16 protein-coding genes are annotated in these 14911 nt (G+C 56.1%); 5 read left to right on the top strand and 11 right to left on the bottom strand.

Annotation, left to right across the window (positions count from 1 at the left end):
- Positions 1-195: 195 nt before the first annotated feature.
- From def to truA, 3 genes are read left to right on the top strand one after another with little or no spacing between them, the layout of a single operon-like run.
- On the top strand, positions 196-747 hold the full coding sequence (gene def / locus AL01_RS00165) for a peptide deformylase (protein ID WP_077395814.1): 552 nt from the start codon (positions 196-198) through the stop codon (positions 745-747).
- 5 nt (positions 748-752) lie between these two features.
- A complete protein-coding gene (gene fmt / locus AL01_RS00160) occupies positions 753-1685 on the top strand; it encodes a methionyl-tRNA formyltransferase (RefSeq protein WP_077395274.1) in 933 nt (310 codons plus the stop codon).
- The gene (truA, locus tag AL01_RS00155; RefSeq protein ID WP_077395273.1) at positions 1678-2469 is read left to right on the top strand and encodes a tRNA pseudouridine(38-40) synthase TruA; all 792 of its coding nucleotides are present in this window, start codon (positions 1678-1680) and stop codon (positions 2467-2469) included. Before fmt ends, truA begins: the two co-directional genes overlap by 8 nt.
- Before the next feature lie 14 nt (positions 2470-2483).
- Here the strand turns inward: truA and AL01_RS00150 are convergent, their stop codons facing one another.
- A complete protein-coding gene (locus tag AL01_RS00150; protein WP_182081274.1) occupies positions 2484-3302 on the bottom strand; it encodes a sulfotransferase family protein in 819 nt (272 codons plus the stop codon).
- 243 nt (positions 3303-3545) lie between these two features.
- Between AL01_RS00150 and rfaE2 the strand changes: the two genes are divergently transcribed.
- Both rfaE2 and AL01_RS00140 read left to right on the top strand, forming a co-directional pair.
- The gene (gene rfaE2 / locus AL01_RS00145) at positions 3546-5030 is read left to right on the top strand and encodes a D-glycero-beta-D-manno-heptose 1-phosphate adenylyltransferase (protein ID WP_077395271.1); all 1485 of its coding nucleotides are present in this window, start codon (positions 3546-3548) and stop codon (positions 5028-5030) included.
- A gap of 2 nt (positions 5031-5032) precedes the next feature.
- Positions 5033-6166, top strand: coding sequence for an AGE family epimerase/isomerase (locus AL01_RS00140; protein ID WP_077395270.1), 1134 nt, complete (start codon positions 5033-5035; stop codon positions 6164-6166).
- Positions 6167-6174: 8 nt separating this feature from the next.
- Here AL01_RS00140 and AL01_RS00135 read toward each other — a convergent pair whose 3' ends face one another.
- From AL01_RS00135 to gloA, 10 genes are all read right to left on the bottom strand, one after another.
- The gene (locus tag AL01_RS00135) at positions 6175-7953 is read right to left on the bottom strand and encodes a chloride channel protein (RefSeq protein ID WP_241502629.1); all 1779 of its coding nucleotides are present in this window, start codon (positions 7951-7953) and stop codon (positions 6175-6177) included.
- 106 nt (positions 7954-8059) lie between these two features.
- Complete coding sequence (dapE, locus tag AL01_RS00130; RefSeq protein ID WP_077395269.1) at positions 8060-9205, bottom strand: succinyl-diaminopimelate desuccinylase; 1146 nt, start codon at positions 9203-9205, stop codon at positions 8060-8062.
- 8 nt (positions 9206-9213) lie between these two features.
- Positions 9214-10044: a 2,3,4,5-tetrahydropyridine-2,6-dicarboxylate N-succinyltransferase gene (gene dapD, locus AL01_RS00125; RefSeq protein ID WP_077395268.1), complete on the bottom strand. Its 831-nt coding sequence runs from the start codon at positions 10042-10044 to the stop codon at positions 9214-9216.
- Positions 10045-10102: 58 nt separating this feature from the next.
- Positions 10103-11041, bottom strand: a complete 939-nt coding sequence (gene argB / locus AL01_RS00120; protein ID WP_182081284.1) for an acetylglutamate kinase — start codon at positions 11039-11041, stop codon at positions 10103-10105.
- A gap of 26 nt (positions 11042-11067) precedes the next feature.
- The gene (gene yihA, locus AL01_RS00115; RefSeq protein ID WP_407647561.1) at positions 11068-11721 is read right to left on the bottom strand and encodes a ribosome biogenesis GTP-binding protein YihA/YsxC; all 654 of its coding nucleotides are present in this window, start codon (positions 11719-11721) and stop codon (positions 11068-11070) included.
- Positions 11721-13499 (bottom strand): membrane protein insertase YidC, encoded by a 1779-nt coding sequence (gene yidC, locus AL01_RS00110; protein WP_077395266.1) that lies wholly within the window; start codon positions 13497-13499, stop codon positions 11721-11723. The genes yihA and yidC overlap by 1 nt, the downstream gene beginning before the upstream one ends.
- Before the next feature lie 118 nt (positions 13500-13617).
- Positions 13618-13854, bottom strand: a complete 237-nt coding sequence (yidD, locus tag AL01_RS00105) for a membrane protein insertion efficiency factor YidD (protein WP_077395265.1) — start codon at positions 13852-13854, stop codon at positions 13618-13620.
- Positions 13851-14201: a ribonuclease P protein component gene (gene rnpA, locus AL01_RS00100; RefSeq protein WP_077395264.1), complete on the bottom strand. Its 351-nt coding sequence runs from the start codon at positions 14199-14201 to the stop codon at positions 13851-13853. Before rnpA ends, yidD begins: the two co-directional genes overlap by 4 nt.
- Before the next feature lie 2 nt (positions 14202-14203).
- Positions 14204-14338, bottom strand: coding sequence for a 50S ribosomal protein L34 (rpmH, locus tag AL01_RS00095; RefSeq protein ID WP_018979184.1), 135 nt, complete (start codon positions 14336-14338; stop codon positions 14204-14206).
- 175 nt (positions 14339-14513) lie between these two features.
- A complete protein-coding gene (gloA, locus tag AL01_RS00090) occupies positions 14514-14909 on the bottom strand; it encodes a lactoylglutathione lyase (RefSeq protein WP_077395263.1) in 396 nt (131 codons plus the stop codon).
- Positions 14910-14911 lie beyond the last annotated feature (2 nt).

Below are 14911 nucleotides of genomic sequence, written 5' to 3'. Positions count from 1 at the left end.
AAAAGTCGTCCAGATGACATGGTATTACGAGGCCTCCTCAGGGAGCGAGACGTGAGTAGAAAGGCAACCCTCACAAGGCATTGCCCACACTGGCAGATATGAGGTCAGCCCCCTCCTGATGCAAGGGTTATCCACCCGCTGACGCATTAAAGAACAGGCTGGAATTACCCATCGCCAGCCGCTAACATGCTTGCCATGAAGAATTTAGATTTTCTTGATCGGCTTGATGACATCGCCCCGACATCAATCCTTGTTGCCCCCCAGCCCGTGCTGAGCCAGGTGGCCCACGAAGTTCGCCCGGAAGACATGGCCGCCATCCGTGAGGCCCTGCCGGGTATGTTCTCGGCCATGTACAAGGCCCCCGGCATCGGGCTGGCTGCTCCGCAAGTGGGGTTAAGCCAGCGTTTCGTGCTGGTCGATGTTGCTCGTGAGGATGAACCCCGCAACCCGATGGTTCTCATCAACCCGGAGATCATCGATTCCTCCGAGACACTTGCCGCACGGGAAGAAGGCTGTCTCTCCCTGCCTAACCAGTATGCTGAGGTCATCCGGCCGGAATCCATCCGGGTTCGCTATCGTGATCTAGATGGCCAGACCATCGAGCAGGAAGCATCCGACCTACTGGCAACCTGCATCCAGCATGAAATCGACCATCTGGATGGCATCCTGTTTGTTGATCATCTGTCTTCCCTGAAGCGCAACATGATTATGCGGCGTCTGGCCAAGGAACAAAAGCGGAGACGGTAAGTACCATGCGCCTCATCTTCATGGGCTCGCCGGACTTTTCCGTTCCGGCCCTTCATGGCTTGATTAAGGCAGGCCATGAGGTCGTTGCCGTTTATACCCAGCCCCCCCGCCCAGCAGGCCGAGGTAAGGCTCTGCGGCGACAGCCCGTGCATGAGGCCGCCGATGCGCTCAGCATCCCTGTCCGCACGCCGGAAAAACTGCGCCATAACGAAGAAGAGCTAGCCTTCTTTCAGGGATTAAACGCTGATGCAGCCATTGTGGCAGCTTATGGCCTTATTCTGCCAGAGGCCATCCTGAATGCGCCACGGCTCGGCTGCCTGAATATTCATGCCAGTCTACTTCCTCGCTGGAGGGGTGCATCACCTATCCAGTCCGCTATCCGAGCCGGTGATGCAGAAAGTGGCGTCTGCATTATGCAAATGGACAAAGGGCTGGATACAGGTGCGGTCATCCTCTCCGAGGCCACACCCATCACAGCGACAGACACGGCAGGTAGCCTGCATGACCGACTAGCAGAGATTGGTGCCCGTCTGGTCGTTCACGCCCTAACAGAACAACCTACCCCTATTCCGCAGGACGATTCCCGTAGCTGCTATGCTCCACGACTGGAGCGTAAAGATGGCCAGATCGACTGGAACCGCTCGGCCGTTGAAATTGAGCGTCAAGTGCGGGCCTTCATTCCGTGGCCGGGAAGTTATACCCTTTTGGAAGGGCAAACTTACCGCATCGGTGCCGTTACCCTGCCGGATGAAGCCGAAACTGCCGCCCTCATAGCCTCAGCCCCCGCTCCGGGTACTGTGCTGGATGACAGATTGACCATTGCCTGCGGGACAGGCTGCCTACGGATCGACCGCATCCAGAAGCCGGGACGGGCCATGATGGACCGGGACGCCTTTCTGCGTGGCACAAAACTAACCAAAGGGATGCGCCTTGACTGACGCCGCCCCGCCCGGCATCAGCCGCTGGGCCATCCGCATTGAGTTCGACGGCCGCCCCTATGTTGGCTGGCAACGCCAGAAAAGTGGCCTCTCCGTCCAACAGCTTATTGAGGAAGCCGCCGAGCATCTCACGCAGGGCCGCAAGGTCAGCAGCGTAACGGCAGGGCGGACTGATTCAGGCGTTCATGCGGCTGGACTCGTGGCGCATCTGGACTTCCCGGACGATGCCCCTCTCAGCCGCAAAGCCGTGCGAGATGCCATCGGTTACCATCTGAAACCCCATCCCATTTCCATTCTGGAAGCTGCCCCCGCCCCAGAAGGCTGGAACGCCCGCTTCTCTGCTACATGGCGGCGATACCGCTATACCATCCTCAACCGTCCGGCCCGTCCGGCCATGCAAGAGGGCTTCGTCTGGCACATCCGTGCCCCGCTAGACATTGAGGCCATGCAGGAAGGTGCCAACCATCTACTGGGTGGGCATGACTTCACCTCCTTCCGCGCAGCGGCTTGCCAAGCCCGTGATGCCCTGCGGACGCTGGATGAACTCACCATCACCCGCTCCGGCGAATATGTGTATGTGGATGTGCAGGCCCGGTCTTTCCTGCATCATCAGGTCCGTAATATGGTCGGGACGCTGGCATTGGTCGGCCATCATCAATGGCACCCTGACCGGGTAAAAGAAGCACTAGAAGCTCGTGATCGCTGCAAAGCTGGCCCTACCGCTCCCCCCGATGGCCTGTGCCTGATGGATGTCGGCTACCCGGATAATCCTTTCCAGCCATAAAACTCTGCTGATTTTCATATGATCCGTACCGACTTCGGGTTCATGCTTCTGTCTCTCCAGAATGCACCCCCAGCCAGACGATTCACGACATCGGGTGGCAATATGAGAGGATGCTTCTGAGGCTCCACCTTCTGGGCAATGTCATGCAGCCCCGGCGTTTCCAGAGCCTTATCGTATGCCGTAGGAGGCGTGTAGCGGACGTTGTCCATGTCATAAGTAGCGGCAGGAACGTTCAATTCCTTTTCCAGAAAACGCATGACGGACAGGGGCTTTGTCACCAGGCTGTCATAATCAACCAGTACTAGTTTGAACGAAAACTGTCCGAAAAATGCCTCCTGCAAGGCCTGATACGCAAAACCGAAAGCCCCCGCAGGAGACAGCAGATAATTCACCCGCTGATGTAGCGTAGCCCTATGTTCCACAGGCACGAGATAGGATGAAAACGTCGGGTCCCTGCCAATGATGCGCTCAAAGGAGTTAATCACCCAGACAGGATCACGCACACAGCAGATCACTTTTGCATGAGGGTAGAGATAGTCCAGAAGCTGAAGCTTGCTGCACCAGGCCCGGTTATTATCAATGACCAGATTCGGCTTTGATGGCATGTCATGGTATGTATCCATTGTCTTCTTAAGAAGATTCATGACCTTTTCGCCGCTAAATTCAGTTTTATATTCACCTTCTGAAATAACAGATAGCATCTTCGTCATAAGAGAACAGACAGGCGTCGAATATTCTGCACAGTAAATGTTAGGATTCTGCCCTAAAAGAACACTAAGAAGGGTGCTTCCTGAGCGAGGAAGACCGGATATAAAGTGAACATGACGAGACATTACGTACTTCCCGGCCTTGTTTTTTTGTTTCGATTTGTATTTCATCAGAATGTGTCATTATTATCACTGTCAACTTCTAAAAAAGATAAAAATTTATTTATTGTACTACACCCCCCCCTTACGGACTGGATAAAACCCTTTCTATGACGACAGAACGGTAAAAACATCCTAAACTTCCCCTTACAGACATAAGGCCACACGCCATTTACAGGTAGTGCTGTCTCCTGAGGGGAGGGATGTTTTTTGACTGATACGCTGATTGACGGTGCCATTACCATTCTGGGTGATCTACTGCTGGACCAGTACATTACCGGGGACGTCACCCGCATTTCACCAGAAGCCCCCGTTCCTGTCCTACTAAGCAGCCATCACCGTTCCACGCCCGGCGGGGCTGCCAATGTGGCCGTGAATGTCGCCGCTCTCGGTCATCCAGTCCATCTGATTGGCGTGGTGGGGGCCGATCAAGCCGCCGATACACTCCGGCAAGCTCTCTCCAGCTGGAAAGAGATCAAGCTAGATGGGCTGGTGGAAGATGCAAGCTGGACGACCATAACAAAAACCCGTGTCCTCAGCGGTCGGCAACAGATCGTTCGGTTGGATAATGAAAAACTCGTCCCATTCTCCCGTGCGACCGAAGATGCCCTCATCACTTCCACCATACGCACATTGGACAGCAGCCACATTCTGATCTGTTCTGATTATGCCAAGGGTGTCCTGTCTGACCGGGTGTTAACAACCATCATAGACGCCGCCCGCTCCCGCAATATTCCTGTACTGGTGGACCCTAAAAGGGCCGATCTTTCCGCTTATCGGGGGGCTAGCCTCCTAACCCCCAACCGGCAGGAACTCAGCAAGGCCCTCGCTGCCGCCAACATTACCAATTCCACAGGCCCCACATGGACACTCCATGACGATGCCGAAGTGGAAAAAGCCTGCGCCGCCATCGCCCCCCTTACGGAAAGCGACATTCTGCTTACCCGTTCCGAGAAGGGCATGACCCTGTGGCAGCAGGACACAGCCCCCCTACACTGCAAAGCGCATCCTTCAGAGGTCTACGATGTCTCCGGGGCTGGTGACACAGTCATCGCCACGATCGCCTGTGCGCTGGCTAGCGGTCGCTCCCTTGCTAGTGCCGTGACTATGGCCACCACTGCGGCGGCTATTGCTGTCAGCAAACTAGGAACAGCCTTCGTCACCCGTGATGAACTGCATCAGAAACTGCTAGAAGAGATTGCCGATAATGGGGCCTGCCTTCCCCTGACTGATGCCTGCACCATCGTTGAAAACTGGAAGCGGCACGGGGCCTCAGTCGTACTGACAAACGGATGCTTCGATCTCCTCCATCCCGGCCATGTCTCGCTCATCCAGTTTGCCGCTGGTCAGGGAGACAAGCTGATCGTAGCCCTCAATACTGATGCCTCCATCAAACGGCTGAAAGGCCCTCGCCGCCCTCTCCAGACCGAGCAAGCCCGTGCCACTGTCATCCGTGCACTACGCCATGTCGATCTGGTGGTTCTATTTGATGAAGACACGCCACTAGACGTCATCACCGCCCTAAAGCCTGACGTTCTCGTCAAAGGGGCAGACTATAAAGAGAATGAGGTCGTTGGTGGGGATATCGTCAGGAAGCATGGCGGGCGGGTTTGCCTTGCCCCACTTCTGAATGGCCATTCCACTAGCCGCATCGTCCAGACCATGGACGACACCCATCCAACAAAGGACGCCTGATCATGACACACATTGCCACATGGCAGGACTGGCTACTGCACAAAGCTCTCCCCCTCTGGGCTGGAGCGGGTTTTGACGGAAACGCTGGCCTTTATCATGAACGCCTGACCTTTGATGCGGCCCCCATCGCCCTGCCTCACCGCCGCCTGATGGTGCAGGCACGGCAGATTGCCACTTACTGTCAAGCTGCCCTGAATGGCCACTACAATGCTGGGGAACAGGCTCTGGCGGTGCTAAACCGGGTTGCACGGCTCTACTATCGGGTGGATGGCTCTCCCGGCTGGGTTTTCGCCCTTGGGCCAAACCAAACGCCTTCCGACACAAAACGGGACCTGTACGGCCATGCCTTCATCCTTTTTGCACATGGATGGGCCTACCGTTTGTCCAGTGATCCGGCTTTACTGCATAGAGCCGAGGACAGCCTTGCCGAGATCGACACCATTTTCCCTTCTACACATGGTGGCTACCGGGATGCCATCCCCGCTACATCAGACCGACACTCCCAAAACCCGCACATGCATCTGCTGGAAGCCTGCCTAACGCTCTTTGAAGTCTCCGGCCGGGAGGTGTTCCTTGAGCACGCCGAGGCTATTCTTGCCCTCGCCCTGCGCTCCTTCATCCCAGCCGGAACGAATGCCTTACTGGAATTCTTCACACCAGACTGGAAGCCGGAGCAGCCTACAGGACAAAACCGTGTTGAACCCGGCCATCAAGCGGAATGGTGCTGGCTGCTGGGCGAATATCTCCGCCTCGCCCCTGAAGGCGAACATGCCGCTGCCGCTCAGAGGGCACAGCATGCCCTCTATACCCGCCTTCAGCAAACTGTTCCCGGCCCTCTTCTACCTGATGCACTGCTGGATGATGGCACAATGCTAGAAGCCTCAACCCGCATCTGGCCACAGACCGAAATGATGCGCCTGCTTGCCCAGCATGCCCCGGCTAATCTTCAGACCCGGCACGAACGGCTTGCACAAATGAGCCAGCTTTTCTTCACCCATTACGCCCCGGCCTCGCTTAATGGCGGGTGGATCGACCGGTTGGATGAACAGGGAAACACGGCCACAGACCACATGCCCGCTAGCAGCCTCTATCACATCTACAGTGCAGGGCAGGTTCTTATAAAGAACGCCTCATAAAACGACCATTACACGGAAAAACGACCATCCCCAGCAAGGTCACGGCGGCTGCGCTCTAACTCCACAGCATAACAGCGCAGCGTATGCCGTTCACTCAGCTGGCCGACAAGCTGCCGGGACTGTCGGTCTTCCACAACTGCCAGCACGTCAGCTTCTGCCTCAGCGAACAGATCGGCCGCTTCCCGAATAGTCATATTCGGGTCCAGCATAACATCCCGATAACAGGCCAGAGTAGATACGGGTTTTTCAGTCGTAGGGGCCGCCGTGATCTCGGATACCAAGACAATGCCCTGATACCGCCCCTCCTCATCCACCAGCACGAGGCGTTCCTCAATACCCAGCGTCAATTGAGCCTGCGCCTGCTGGATCGTCATAGCAGCCGGAAAGCTGCGTACCTGGGCCCGCATTAACTTCTGCACAGTCAACGCACGCAATCGGCCAACATCCACTGCTGACCGAATTGTCTCACCACGCAGGTGAAAACGCCATGTCGCAAAATTATAGCCAAATAGCCGCCTGACCGTCAGTAAGGACAGAACAGCTGCCAGAACCACCGCACTGCTGATCGTCATGTTGCCTGTCATCTCCAGCACTAGACAAATCATGGTCATGGGGCCGCCAATGATGGCCGTTGCCATAGCCGCCATACCCAACACTGCACATACCTGTCCATCTGCCGGGGCCAACCCATAATGAGCCAGCAGATCACCAAACCCCTCGCCTGCCAGAACACCCAAAAACAACGAAGCGAAGAACAACCCGCCCCGGAACCCCGAGCCAATGGAAAGGCACGATGCCACAGCCTTAAGCAACAAGAGCAACAACGCCAGAGAGGGCACAATCTTCCCCGCTAGCACCAACCCAACCCCGCCATGCCCTGCCGATAGGACGGACGGAAAAGACGCCGCCAGACAGGCTACGGGTATCCCACCCACAACAGGCCGTAACCAGATAGGGACCGGTAATTTCTGGAACACCCACTGCGTTTGCGTCACACAATACATGATGACAATTGCTGTAAGTGCACACAGGATTGCCAGCAAACTGACACCGGGTACAGCACTCCAACCCATATGCCAGCTCATCATCAAGGGGGGCACACCGCCCTCCACACGCACAAGATGCCGTACACCCAGCCCGGCCATCGCCGCCAGCGCAATAGGGAACAAATTGACGAGGCTGTAAGTCCCCAACACAATCTCGAATGCGTAGAAAGCCCCGGCGATGGGTGCATCAAATCCGGCACTCACAGCCCCAGCCGCCCCAGCCCCTACAAGGATACGCAGCTCTTCCCGCCGGACACGAAACAAACGCCCCAGCCACGAACCAAATGCCGCCGATATCTGCACATAGCCAGCTTCCAGCCCGATGGATGCCCCTACGCCATTAGAAAGGACCGTCTGTACTGCAAGGCTGATACTATCCCGCACAGACATACGCCCTCCACGCAGAGCGTTAGCCTCTACTGGGTCCACGGGCCGGCGCACCATCCGCCTACGCAAGACTGCCCCCACCAGCCCCACGACTAACCCGCCAAAGCCCAGAACCATGAGACACCGCCAGAGAGGCAAGGCGGGCAGTTCCGACAGGCGACCCCCATTATGCAGGCCATACAAGACAACATGCATACCGAGGGTCACCGTGTTGATCACCACAACACAGCCGCCCGCCAGCCCTCCCGTCAGTAATGCCAACAGGAACAGCCCAAATCCGTCACGCCGCACGAATGACCGCAAAATGGCAGGTGCAAGCGGCATCGTATGTGATGGCCCGTTCCGTCTGGGCATGAAGGATAATCTCCTCTGGTCAGCAATGGGGGAGTTACATCCCTATAACAAAAAAACCCGCCTCATCCCGGCGGGTTTTCCCAACAGTTCATCCGTCTGAACTCATTCAGACACCAAAACGGTGCATGAATTCCAGATAAACCTGCGTCAACTGTTCTACGGAAGCCAGAGAAACATGCTCATCACGCTTATGCATAGTTGCTCCCACCAACCCGAACTCAGCTACCGGACAGCAATGCGTAATAAAGCGGGCATCGGATGTGCCCCCGCCTGTATCCAACTTCGGTTTCCGGCCCGTTACCACCTGAACAGCTTCTGAAAGCTGCTCTACCTCAGCTCCCGGGTCTGTCAGGAAGGACTCCCCGCTGACGGCCACCTCCATCGTAGCCTCTGGCGCATGGTAGGAAACGACATCTCCTATCCAATTCCGCAAGCTCTCGCTGGTGTGCAGGTCATTAAAACGAATATTCACCCGTGCCTGTGCCGTGGCCGGAATCACATTAGTGGCCGGGTTGCCAACATCTACACTCGTAATCTGCAATGAAGAAGGGGCAAACCACTCACTCCCCTGATCCAGAGTGCGTGACGTTAGATCGCTCAGGATAGGCACCAGACGATGGATGGGGTTATCGGCCAAATGAGGATAGGCGACATGCCCCTGCACACCTTTGACCGTAATCACCACATTCATGCTGCCACGGCGACCAATTTTGATGACATCACCCATCTCAGCTGGATTGGTTGGCTCACCCAGCACGCAAAAGTCGGGTGCTTCTCCCCGTTCCTTCATCCATTCCAGCACAGACTTCGTACCATAACGGGCAGGCCCTTCCTCATCACCTGTGATGAGAAAAGCCAGACTACCTTTTAACGGTCCGGCTTCCAACCTACGTGCCACAGCGGCCAGAGCGGCCGCTACGCCGCCCTTCATGTCCGCAGTGCCACGCCCGTAGATATGTCCATCTTTAATATCGCCGGCGAAGGGGTCGCAGCTCCAGCCCTCACCAGGGGGAACAACATCCGTATGCCCTGCAAAACAGAGACAGGGTTTCCCCGTCCCTAGCCGAGCATAAAGATTAGGCGTTTGCTCCCCCTCCGGGCCAAAGGCGAGACGTGTAACCTCAAAGCCCATCATTTCCAACGCATGAGCAACAACGCTCAATGCCCCGTCATCTGCTGGTGTTACGGAGCGGCACCGCAGCAGGTCCTGCAGAAGTGCAACGGGGTCGGATGTAAATGATGGATGGCTCATGGGATTACTCAGTCACGCAGCAGCTCGTTAATGGATGTCTTGGAGCGTGTGCGCTCATCAACCCGCTTGACGATCACAGCACAAGCCAGAGACGGCCCGCCCGGTGTTTTCGGCGGGAGGGTCCCCGGAACAACCACGGAATAAGCCGGGACACGGCCCATATGGATCTCACCCGTTGTACGGTCCACAATCTTGGTGGAAGCCCCAAGGAACACACCCATGGACAGGACAGAACCACGCTCCACAACCACGCCCTCGGCCACTTCGGAACGGGCACCAATGAAGCAATCATCCCCGATTATGACAGGAGCAGCCTGCAGCGGCTCCAGCACACCACCAATACCGGCACCACCGCTGATGTGGCAGTTCTTACCAATCTGCGCACAAGAGCCAACCGTGGCCCATGTATCAATCATGGTGCCGCTCTCGACACGGGCACCCAGATTGACGAAACTCGGCATCAACACGACACCCGGTGCAATGTAAGCAGAACGGCGGACAACAGCACCCGGAACAGCCCGGAAACCAGCCTTATCGAACTCTTCCTTGCCCCAACCAGCGAATTTCAGCGGCACCTTATCAAAACCCGGCGCCCCACCGCAGGCATTGGCCATTGGCTCGGAATCATACAGACGGAAGGACATCAGAACGGCCTTTTTCAGCCATTCATGCACGACACGTCCATCTTCCTTCTGCTCAGCAACGCGGAACGTGCCATTATCCAACCCAGCAAGAGCGGCTTCCACGACATCACGGGCCTGACCCTGTGTCTGTGAAGACAGGCTGGCACGATCTTCCCAAAGGGTTTCAATCTGCTTGCGAAGCTCTGCGTGATCCATAAAACGCTCCTTAATTATAAAACCATAACCCGGGCAGGTCTGCGACCCACCCCATAACTCAATCCGCCTTGATAAGCGTGCCCTGCCCGGCCTTGGTGAAAAGCTCCAGCAGGCAGGTATGCGGCACCCGGCCATCCAGAATAACGGCCGCCTTAGCACCAGCCTGCACGGCCTTGAGGCAGGTTTCCACCTTGGGGATCATACCGCCGGTGATGTGCCCTTCCCGGATAAGGCGGCGGGCTTCTTCTGCCGTGAGTTCTTCAATGCGCTGTCCGTTCTCATCCAGCACACCGGGAACATCTGTCAGCATCAGCAGGCGGGACGCCCGCACGGCACCGGCAACAGCACCAGCGGCAGTATCTGCATTGATGTTGTAGATTTCACCCTCTTCCCCGGCACCCAGCGGAGCCACGACCGGGATCAGACCTGCCCCCAAAAGGGCATAAAGCACACGGGGGTCTACACGCTCCGGCTTACCAACAAAGCCGAGATCCACAGCCTCATTCTCGTTCTCATCCGTCCGGTGATAATGAACAAGACGACTTGCCTGAATCAAACGCCCATCACGGCCAGAAATCCCCACGGCCAAAGCACCAGCATGGCTAATGAGATCCGCCACCTGTTTGTTCACCGTACCGGACAGGACCATCTCGATCACATCGATCATTTCACGATCCGTGACACGGAGGCCATCAATGAAGCGGGACTCAACACCTAGACGCTTCATCATGCTGTTAATCTGCGGTCCGCCACCATGCACCACAATCGGGTTAATGCCGACCAGCTTGAGCAAGGCAATGTCGCGTCCGAAGGTGGCCGCAAGGTTGTTCTCAACCATCGCATGACCACCATACTTCACAACGATGGTATCACCCGCATAGCGGCGCAGATAAGGCAGAGCTCCCGCCAGAACAGCCGCCTGCTGCTGATCGCTCAGACTATCAGGGGCCAGAAAGTCTTCTGGGAGAGAGGCGGGGAAAGAATTGGAAGAGGACATGACCATTCACTCTACAGAAAAACTTTTCAGGGCTGTTCGGCGAAGCGGGCCATTATGCCACGCAGCTCCGCAACACCCAATGACGTCGCACTGCTTGTTGCCACAATATGAGGGAAAGCAGCCGCATGTGTTTTAGCCAATGCTTCCACTTCCTTTTGCCGCCCCGCCAGTGCGGAAGCCGACAGGGCATCACATTTAGTCAGAACGATCTGAAACACGACCGCAGCTTTATCCAGCAAGTCGCACACTTCCTTATCAGAAGCCTTGAGACCAACCCGGCCATCAATCAGCAAGATCACACGGGCCAGATTGGGCCGCCCCCGCAGATAGGCAAACATTGTCCGCTGCCAATCTTCTTTCACGGCCTTTGACGCCTTAGCGAAGCCATAACCCGGCATATCTACAAGGGACAGCCGCCCACCCAGATTGAAGAAATTGAGCTGCTTAGTCCGTCCCGGTTCGGAAGAGGCACGGGCCAGAGCCTTGCGGCCTGTCAGCGCATTAATGAGGCTGGACTTACCAACATTGGACCGTCCCGCAAATGCCACCTCCGCCCGGTCAGGGGGAGGTAGCTGCTCGATTGTCTGCGCTCCAAAGAAGAAATCACAGGGGCCAGCAAAAAGTCTGCGCCCTTCCTCCAGCTCTTCCTCGCTGGGCAGAACCGTCTGCATCTGCTCCATCACGGACCTTTCTTCTTTGCAGCACCGCCCTTACGCGGTGCTTTACCTTTACGGCTACCCAGCGGCACGGGCAGGCTCGTCCTGCGCTCGATGTAATGTTGCTGAAGGAATGTCAGCACGTTGTTCCAAGTATAATAAACCAGAAGACCCGCCGGGAAACTGGACATCACAAAAACATACACGATGGGCATGAACTGCATGATGCGAGCCTGTGCGGGGTCCATGCTAACCATGCTGTGTTTCTGCAGTAGCCAGAAGGTAATACCCAGCGCTGCGCCCCAGACACTGAGGTGCAGGAACGAAAAAATATGCGTGGGATCGAACGGTAGCAGCCCGAACAGGTTGAACAGGTTGGTCGGGTCCGGCACGGAAAGGTCTTTGATCCAGCCGAAGAAAGGCGCATGACGCTCGTCAATGCTCAGATTGAGCATCTTATACAGGCAGAAGAAGATTGGAGCCTGAATCAGCATGGGCAGACAGCCCCCTGCTGGGTTGATCTTCTCTTCCTTATACAGCGCCATGACCTTCTGATTCATGGTCATCGGGTCGCTTTTGTACTTCTCCCGAATCTCAGTCACCTTCGGTGCAATCAGGCGCATACGGGCAGCAGACTGGGCCGCTTTGGAAGCCAGCGGGAACAGCACGATCTTGACCATCAGCGTCATGACCATCAGCGCAAGACCGAAATTGCCGATATGCGCATAAAGCCAGTGCAGCAGGAAGAGGATCGGCTTCGTCAGGAAACTGAACCAGCCAAAGTCGATACTATCATCAAAACGAGGCAGATTGAGCTTACGTCCATAGTAACGCAGCAACCCCGGTTCCTTAGCACCTGCAAAAAGATGGCTCCCCTGCCCAAGGCGAGCACCATCCTGAATAACTTGCGGCTCCTGCGAGGTGAAGGTGACACGATAAGCCCCGTGACCTTCCGGCAGATAGCTATACTGGGCCCGCACATTGGAGGACGCATCAGCGCCAATAGCTGTCAGCCAGTATTTATCCGTAATACCGCCCCAGCCACCTTTACCGGAATCCGTCCATGACACATGCCCCGGCCCGTTACCGTCTGTCCGCAGGGACTTATAGCCTTCGTCAGCCAGTTTGCCATTCATGACAGCGATAGGCCCTTCGTAAGCCACGAAAGACCCCGTTTCCTCCGGGAGGTAATCACGCTGCACACGCTGGAAGGGATAAACCGAAACAGGCTGCCCGGAATGGTTCTCCACCTCCTGCTGCACGCTCATCATATAATGACGATCCTGCGCCAGATGAATGATAAAGCGCACACCGGCCCCATTATCCCAATACAAGGTAACGGGTGTTTCGGGGGTCAGACTGGTTTGAGTACCATCCACCTTCCAAAGGGACTGCTCATTCGGCAGACGGGTCGTAAAGCCAGCAGCATTCTCCCAGCCAATGACCAGATAATTCGCCTTCTCACTGCCAGCCTTGTCTAACAGACGAACCAGAGGACTATCCTTGGCGATTGTCTCCCGGTAACGGATCAGCTCTAGGTCATCAAACCGTGCTCCTCGCAAATTGAAGGAGCCCTGAACATCTGATGATACAACCTTCAGCCGATGTTCCTGATGATCGTCCGCCTCTTCCACTGGGCTAGCAGACACTGGCGGTGCAGGGGGCACAACAGCCGCAGGGGCTGGAGCAGTATTCTGTGCCTCCACCGCCTTATGCCTGTCCGGCGACAGGAAAAAATTGAAACCAATCAGGATCAGGGCCGACAGGGCGACGGCCAGAATAATACGTTTGCTACTTTCCATCGGGCAGGAGCCGCTCTCTCGTTATGCTGGAAGGGTAGGTTGCCTCATTCACTGGCTCAAAATCGTCCCCAAAACAATAGCTACGCCATTTTTTTTGCGTTTTCTTCTCAAGGAACGACTAGCCATCAGGGGGATAATCCACGCCACCCGGATGAAAAGGGTGGCATCTACAAATACGACAGAGTGTCAACCATCCCCCTCGGATAGGGCCGTGGCGGCGGATAGCTTCCTCACCATAGGCGCTACAACTGGGATGGAAACGGCACTGCCTACCCATGAGTGGGCTGAAAAAAAGACGGTAGAGCTTTATCAGCCCCAGTAGAAGGACAGAAAGCAGCCAACTGGCCGCCTTCACTCTCTTCCCGCCTTCTCAAGAGCCTGCAAGACCCGCCGTACATCATGTTTCAGAAGAGGGAAAGGCCGAATTCTGGTTGCGGCGCGTCCGATCAGGACGATATCACCCGAGGAAGAACATCCTTCCTCCTTCACCACCAGCCGGAGGGCCTCCCGCAAGCGGCGGCGTGTACGATTGCGTATGACGGAATTACCGACCTTTTTGGTAACAGTAAAACCGGCCCGTACTGTCATGTCCCCCTGCCCCGGCAGAACTTGGCCGATTAGCCCGGGAGACACGACCTTATGGCCCTTGCGGGCCACACGCAGAAACTGCGACCGCTTCTGCAGGCGGTCAGGCTGTTTCATGCTCAGGCGGAGAGCTTCTTACGGCCCTTGGCGCGACGGTTAGCCAGAACACGACGGCCACCCACTGTGGCGGAGCGTGTGCGGAAGCCGTGGCGACGCTTACGAACCAGACGGGAAGGCTGATATGTGCGCTTCATCTTTTCAATCCTCTAATCTTAACAACATGTCGATTAAAGACATGTATCAGAACAGGACGCACCCAGTAACGCCCCTCCACTTAGGGAGTGGCTTTTAAGGGGATGGCCCTGCCCTGTCAATCCTGCAATTCCATGCGAAGCGCACAGACTGCGGAGCCATACCCGACTTTCAGGCTCAGGCGTCCTTCTTTTCGATCAACTCGATCTTGTATCCATCAGGGTCCTGCACGAAGGCAATGACAATACCCGTATTGCCCATTGGCCCTGCCTCACGAGTAACACGCCCGCCCCCTTGGCGGACGACATCTACAGCGGCAGCAACGTCACGCACACCAACGGCAAAATGCCCGAAACCCGTGCCATGCGTATAATCCTCGGCCTGATCCCAATTGTAGGTCAGTTCGATTTCAGCCTCACCACGGGCATTGCCCTCGTAGCCGATATAAACCAACGTAAAACGTCCTTCCGGAACTTCCAGACGGCGAAGTTCACGCATACCCAAAAGATGATAAAATGCCAGACTGCGATCAAGGTCTCGTACACGGACCATCGTATGAAGATAAATGCTCATAT

Origin of the sequence: Bombella intestini (assembly GCF_002003665.1) — a bacterium.
GTDB lineage: Bacteria > Pseudomonadota > Alphaproteobacteria > Acetobacterales > Acetobacteraceae > Bombella > Bombella intestini.
The sequence above is the reverse complement of the archived record's forward strand: the minus strand, read 5'-3'. Positions and strand labels throughout refer to the sequence as shown.

Excerpts from the sequence above, each read along its gene's own strand:
- def (WP_077395814.1), top strand. The coding sequence starts at position 196 with ATGAAGAATTTAGATTTTCTTGATCGGCTTGATGACATCGCCCCGACA.
- fmt (WP_077395274.1), top strand. The coding sequence starts at position 753 with ATGCGCCTCATCTTCATGGGCTCGCCGGACTTTTCCGTTCCGGCCCTT.
- AL01_RS00150 (WP_182081274.1), bottom strand. The coding sequence starts at position 3,302 with ATGTCTCGTCATGTTCACTTTATATCCGGTCTTCCTCGCTCAGGAAGC.
- AL01_RS00140 (WP_077395270.1), top strand. The coding sequence starts at position 5,033 with ATGACACACATTGCCACATGGCAGGACTGGCTACTGCACAAAGCTCTC.
- AL01_RS00135 (WP_241502629.1), bottom strand. The coding sequence starts at position 7,953 with ATGCCCAGACGGAACGGGCCATCACATACGATGCCGCTTGCACCTGCC.
- dapE (WP_077395269.1), bottom strand. The coding sequence starts at position 9,205 with ATGAGCCATCCATCATTTACATCCGACCCCGTTGCACTTCTGCAGGAC.
- dapD (WP_077395268.1), bottom strand. The coding sequence starts at position 10,044 with ATGGATCACGCAGAGCTTCGCAAGCAGATTGAAACCCTTTGGGAAGAT.
- argB (WP_182081284.1), bottom strand. The coding sequence starts at position 11,041 with ATGTCCTCTTCCAATTCTTTCCCCGCCTCTCTCCCAGAAGACTTTCTG.
- yihA (WP_407647561.1), bottom strand. The coding sequence starts at position 11,721 with ATGGAGCAGATGCAGACGGTTCTGCCCAGCGAGGAAGAGCTGGAGGAA.
- yidC (WP_077395266.1), bottom strand. The coding sequence starts at position 13,499 with ATGGAAAGTAGCAAACGTATTATTCTGGCCGTCGCCCTGTCGGCCCTG.
- rnpA (WP_077395264.1), bottom strand. The coding sequence starts at position 14,201 with ATGAAACAGCCTGACCGCCTGCAGAAGCGGTCGCAGTTTCTGCGTGTG.
- rpmH (WP_018979184.1), bottom strand. The coding sequence starts at position 14,338 with ATGAAGCGCACATATCAGCCTTCCCGTCTGGTTCGTAAGCGTCGCCAC.
- gloA (WP_077395263.1), bottom strand. The coding sequence starts at position 14,909 with ATGAGCATTTATCTTCATACGATGGTCCGTGTACGAGACCTTGATCGC.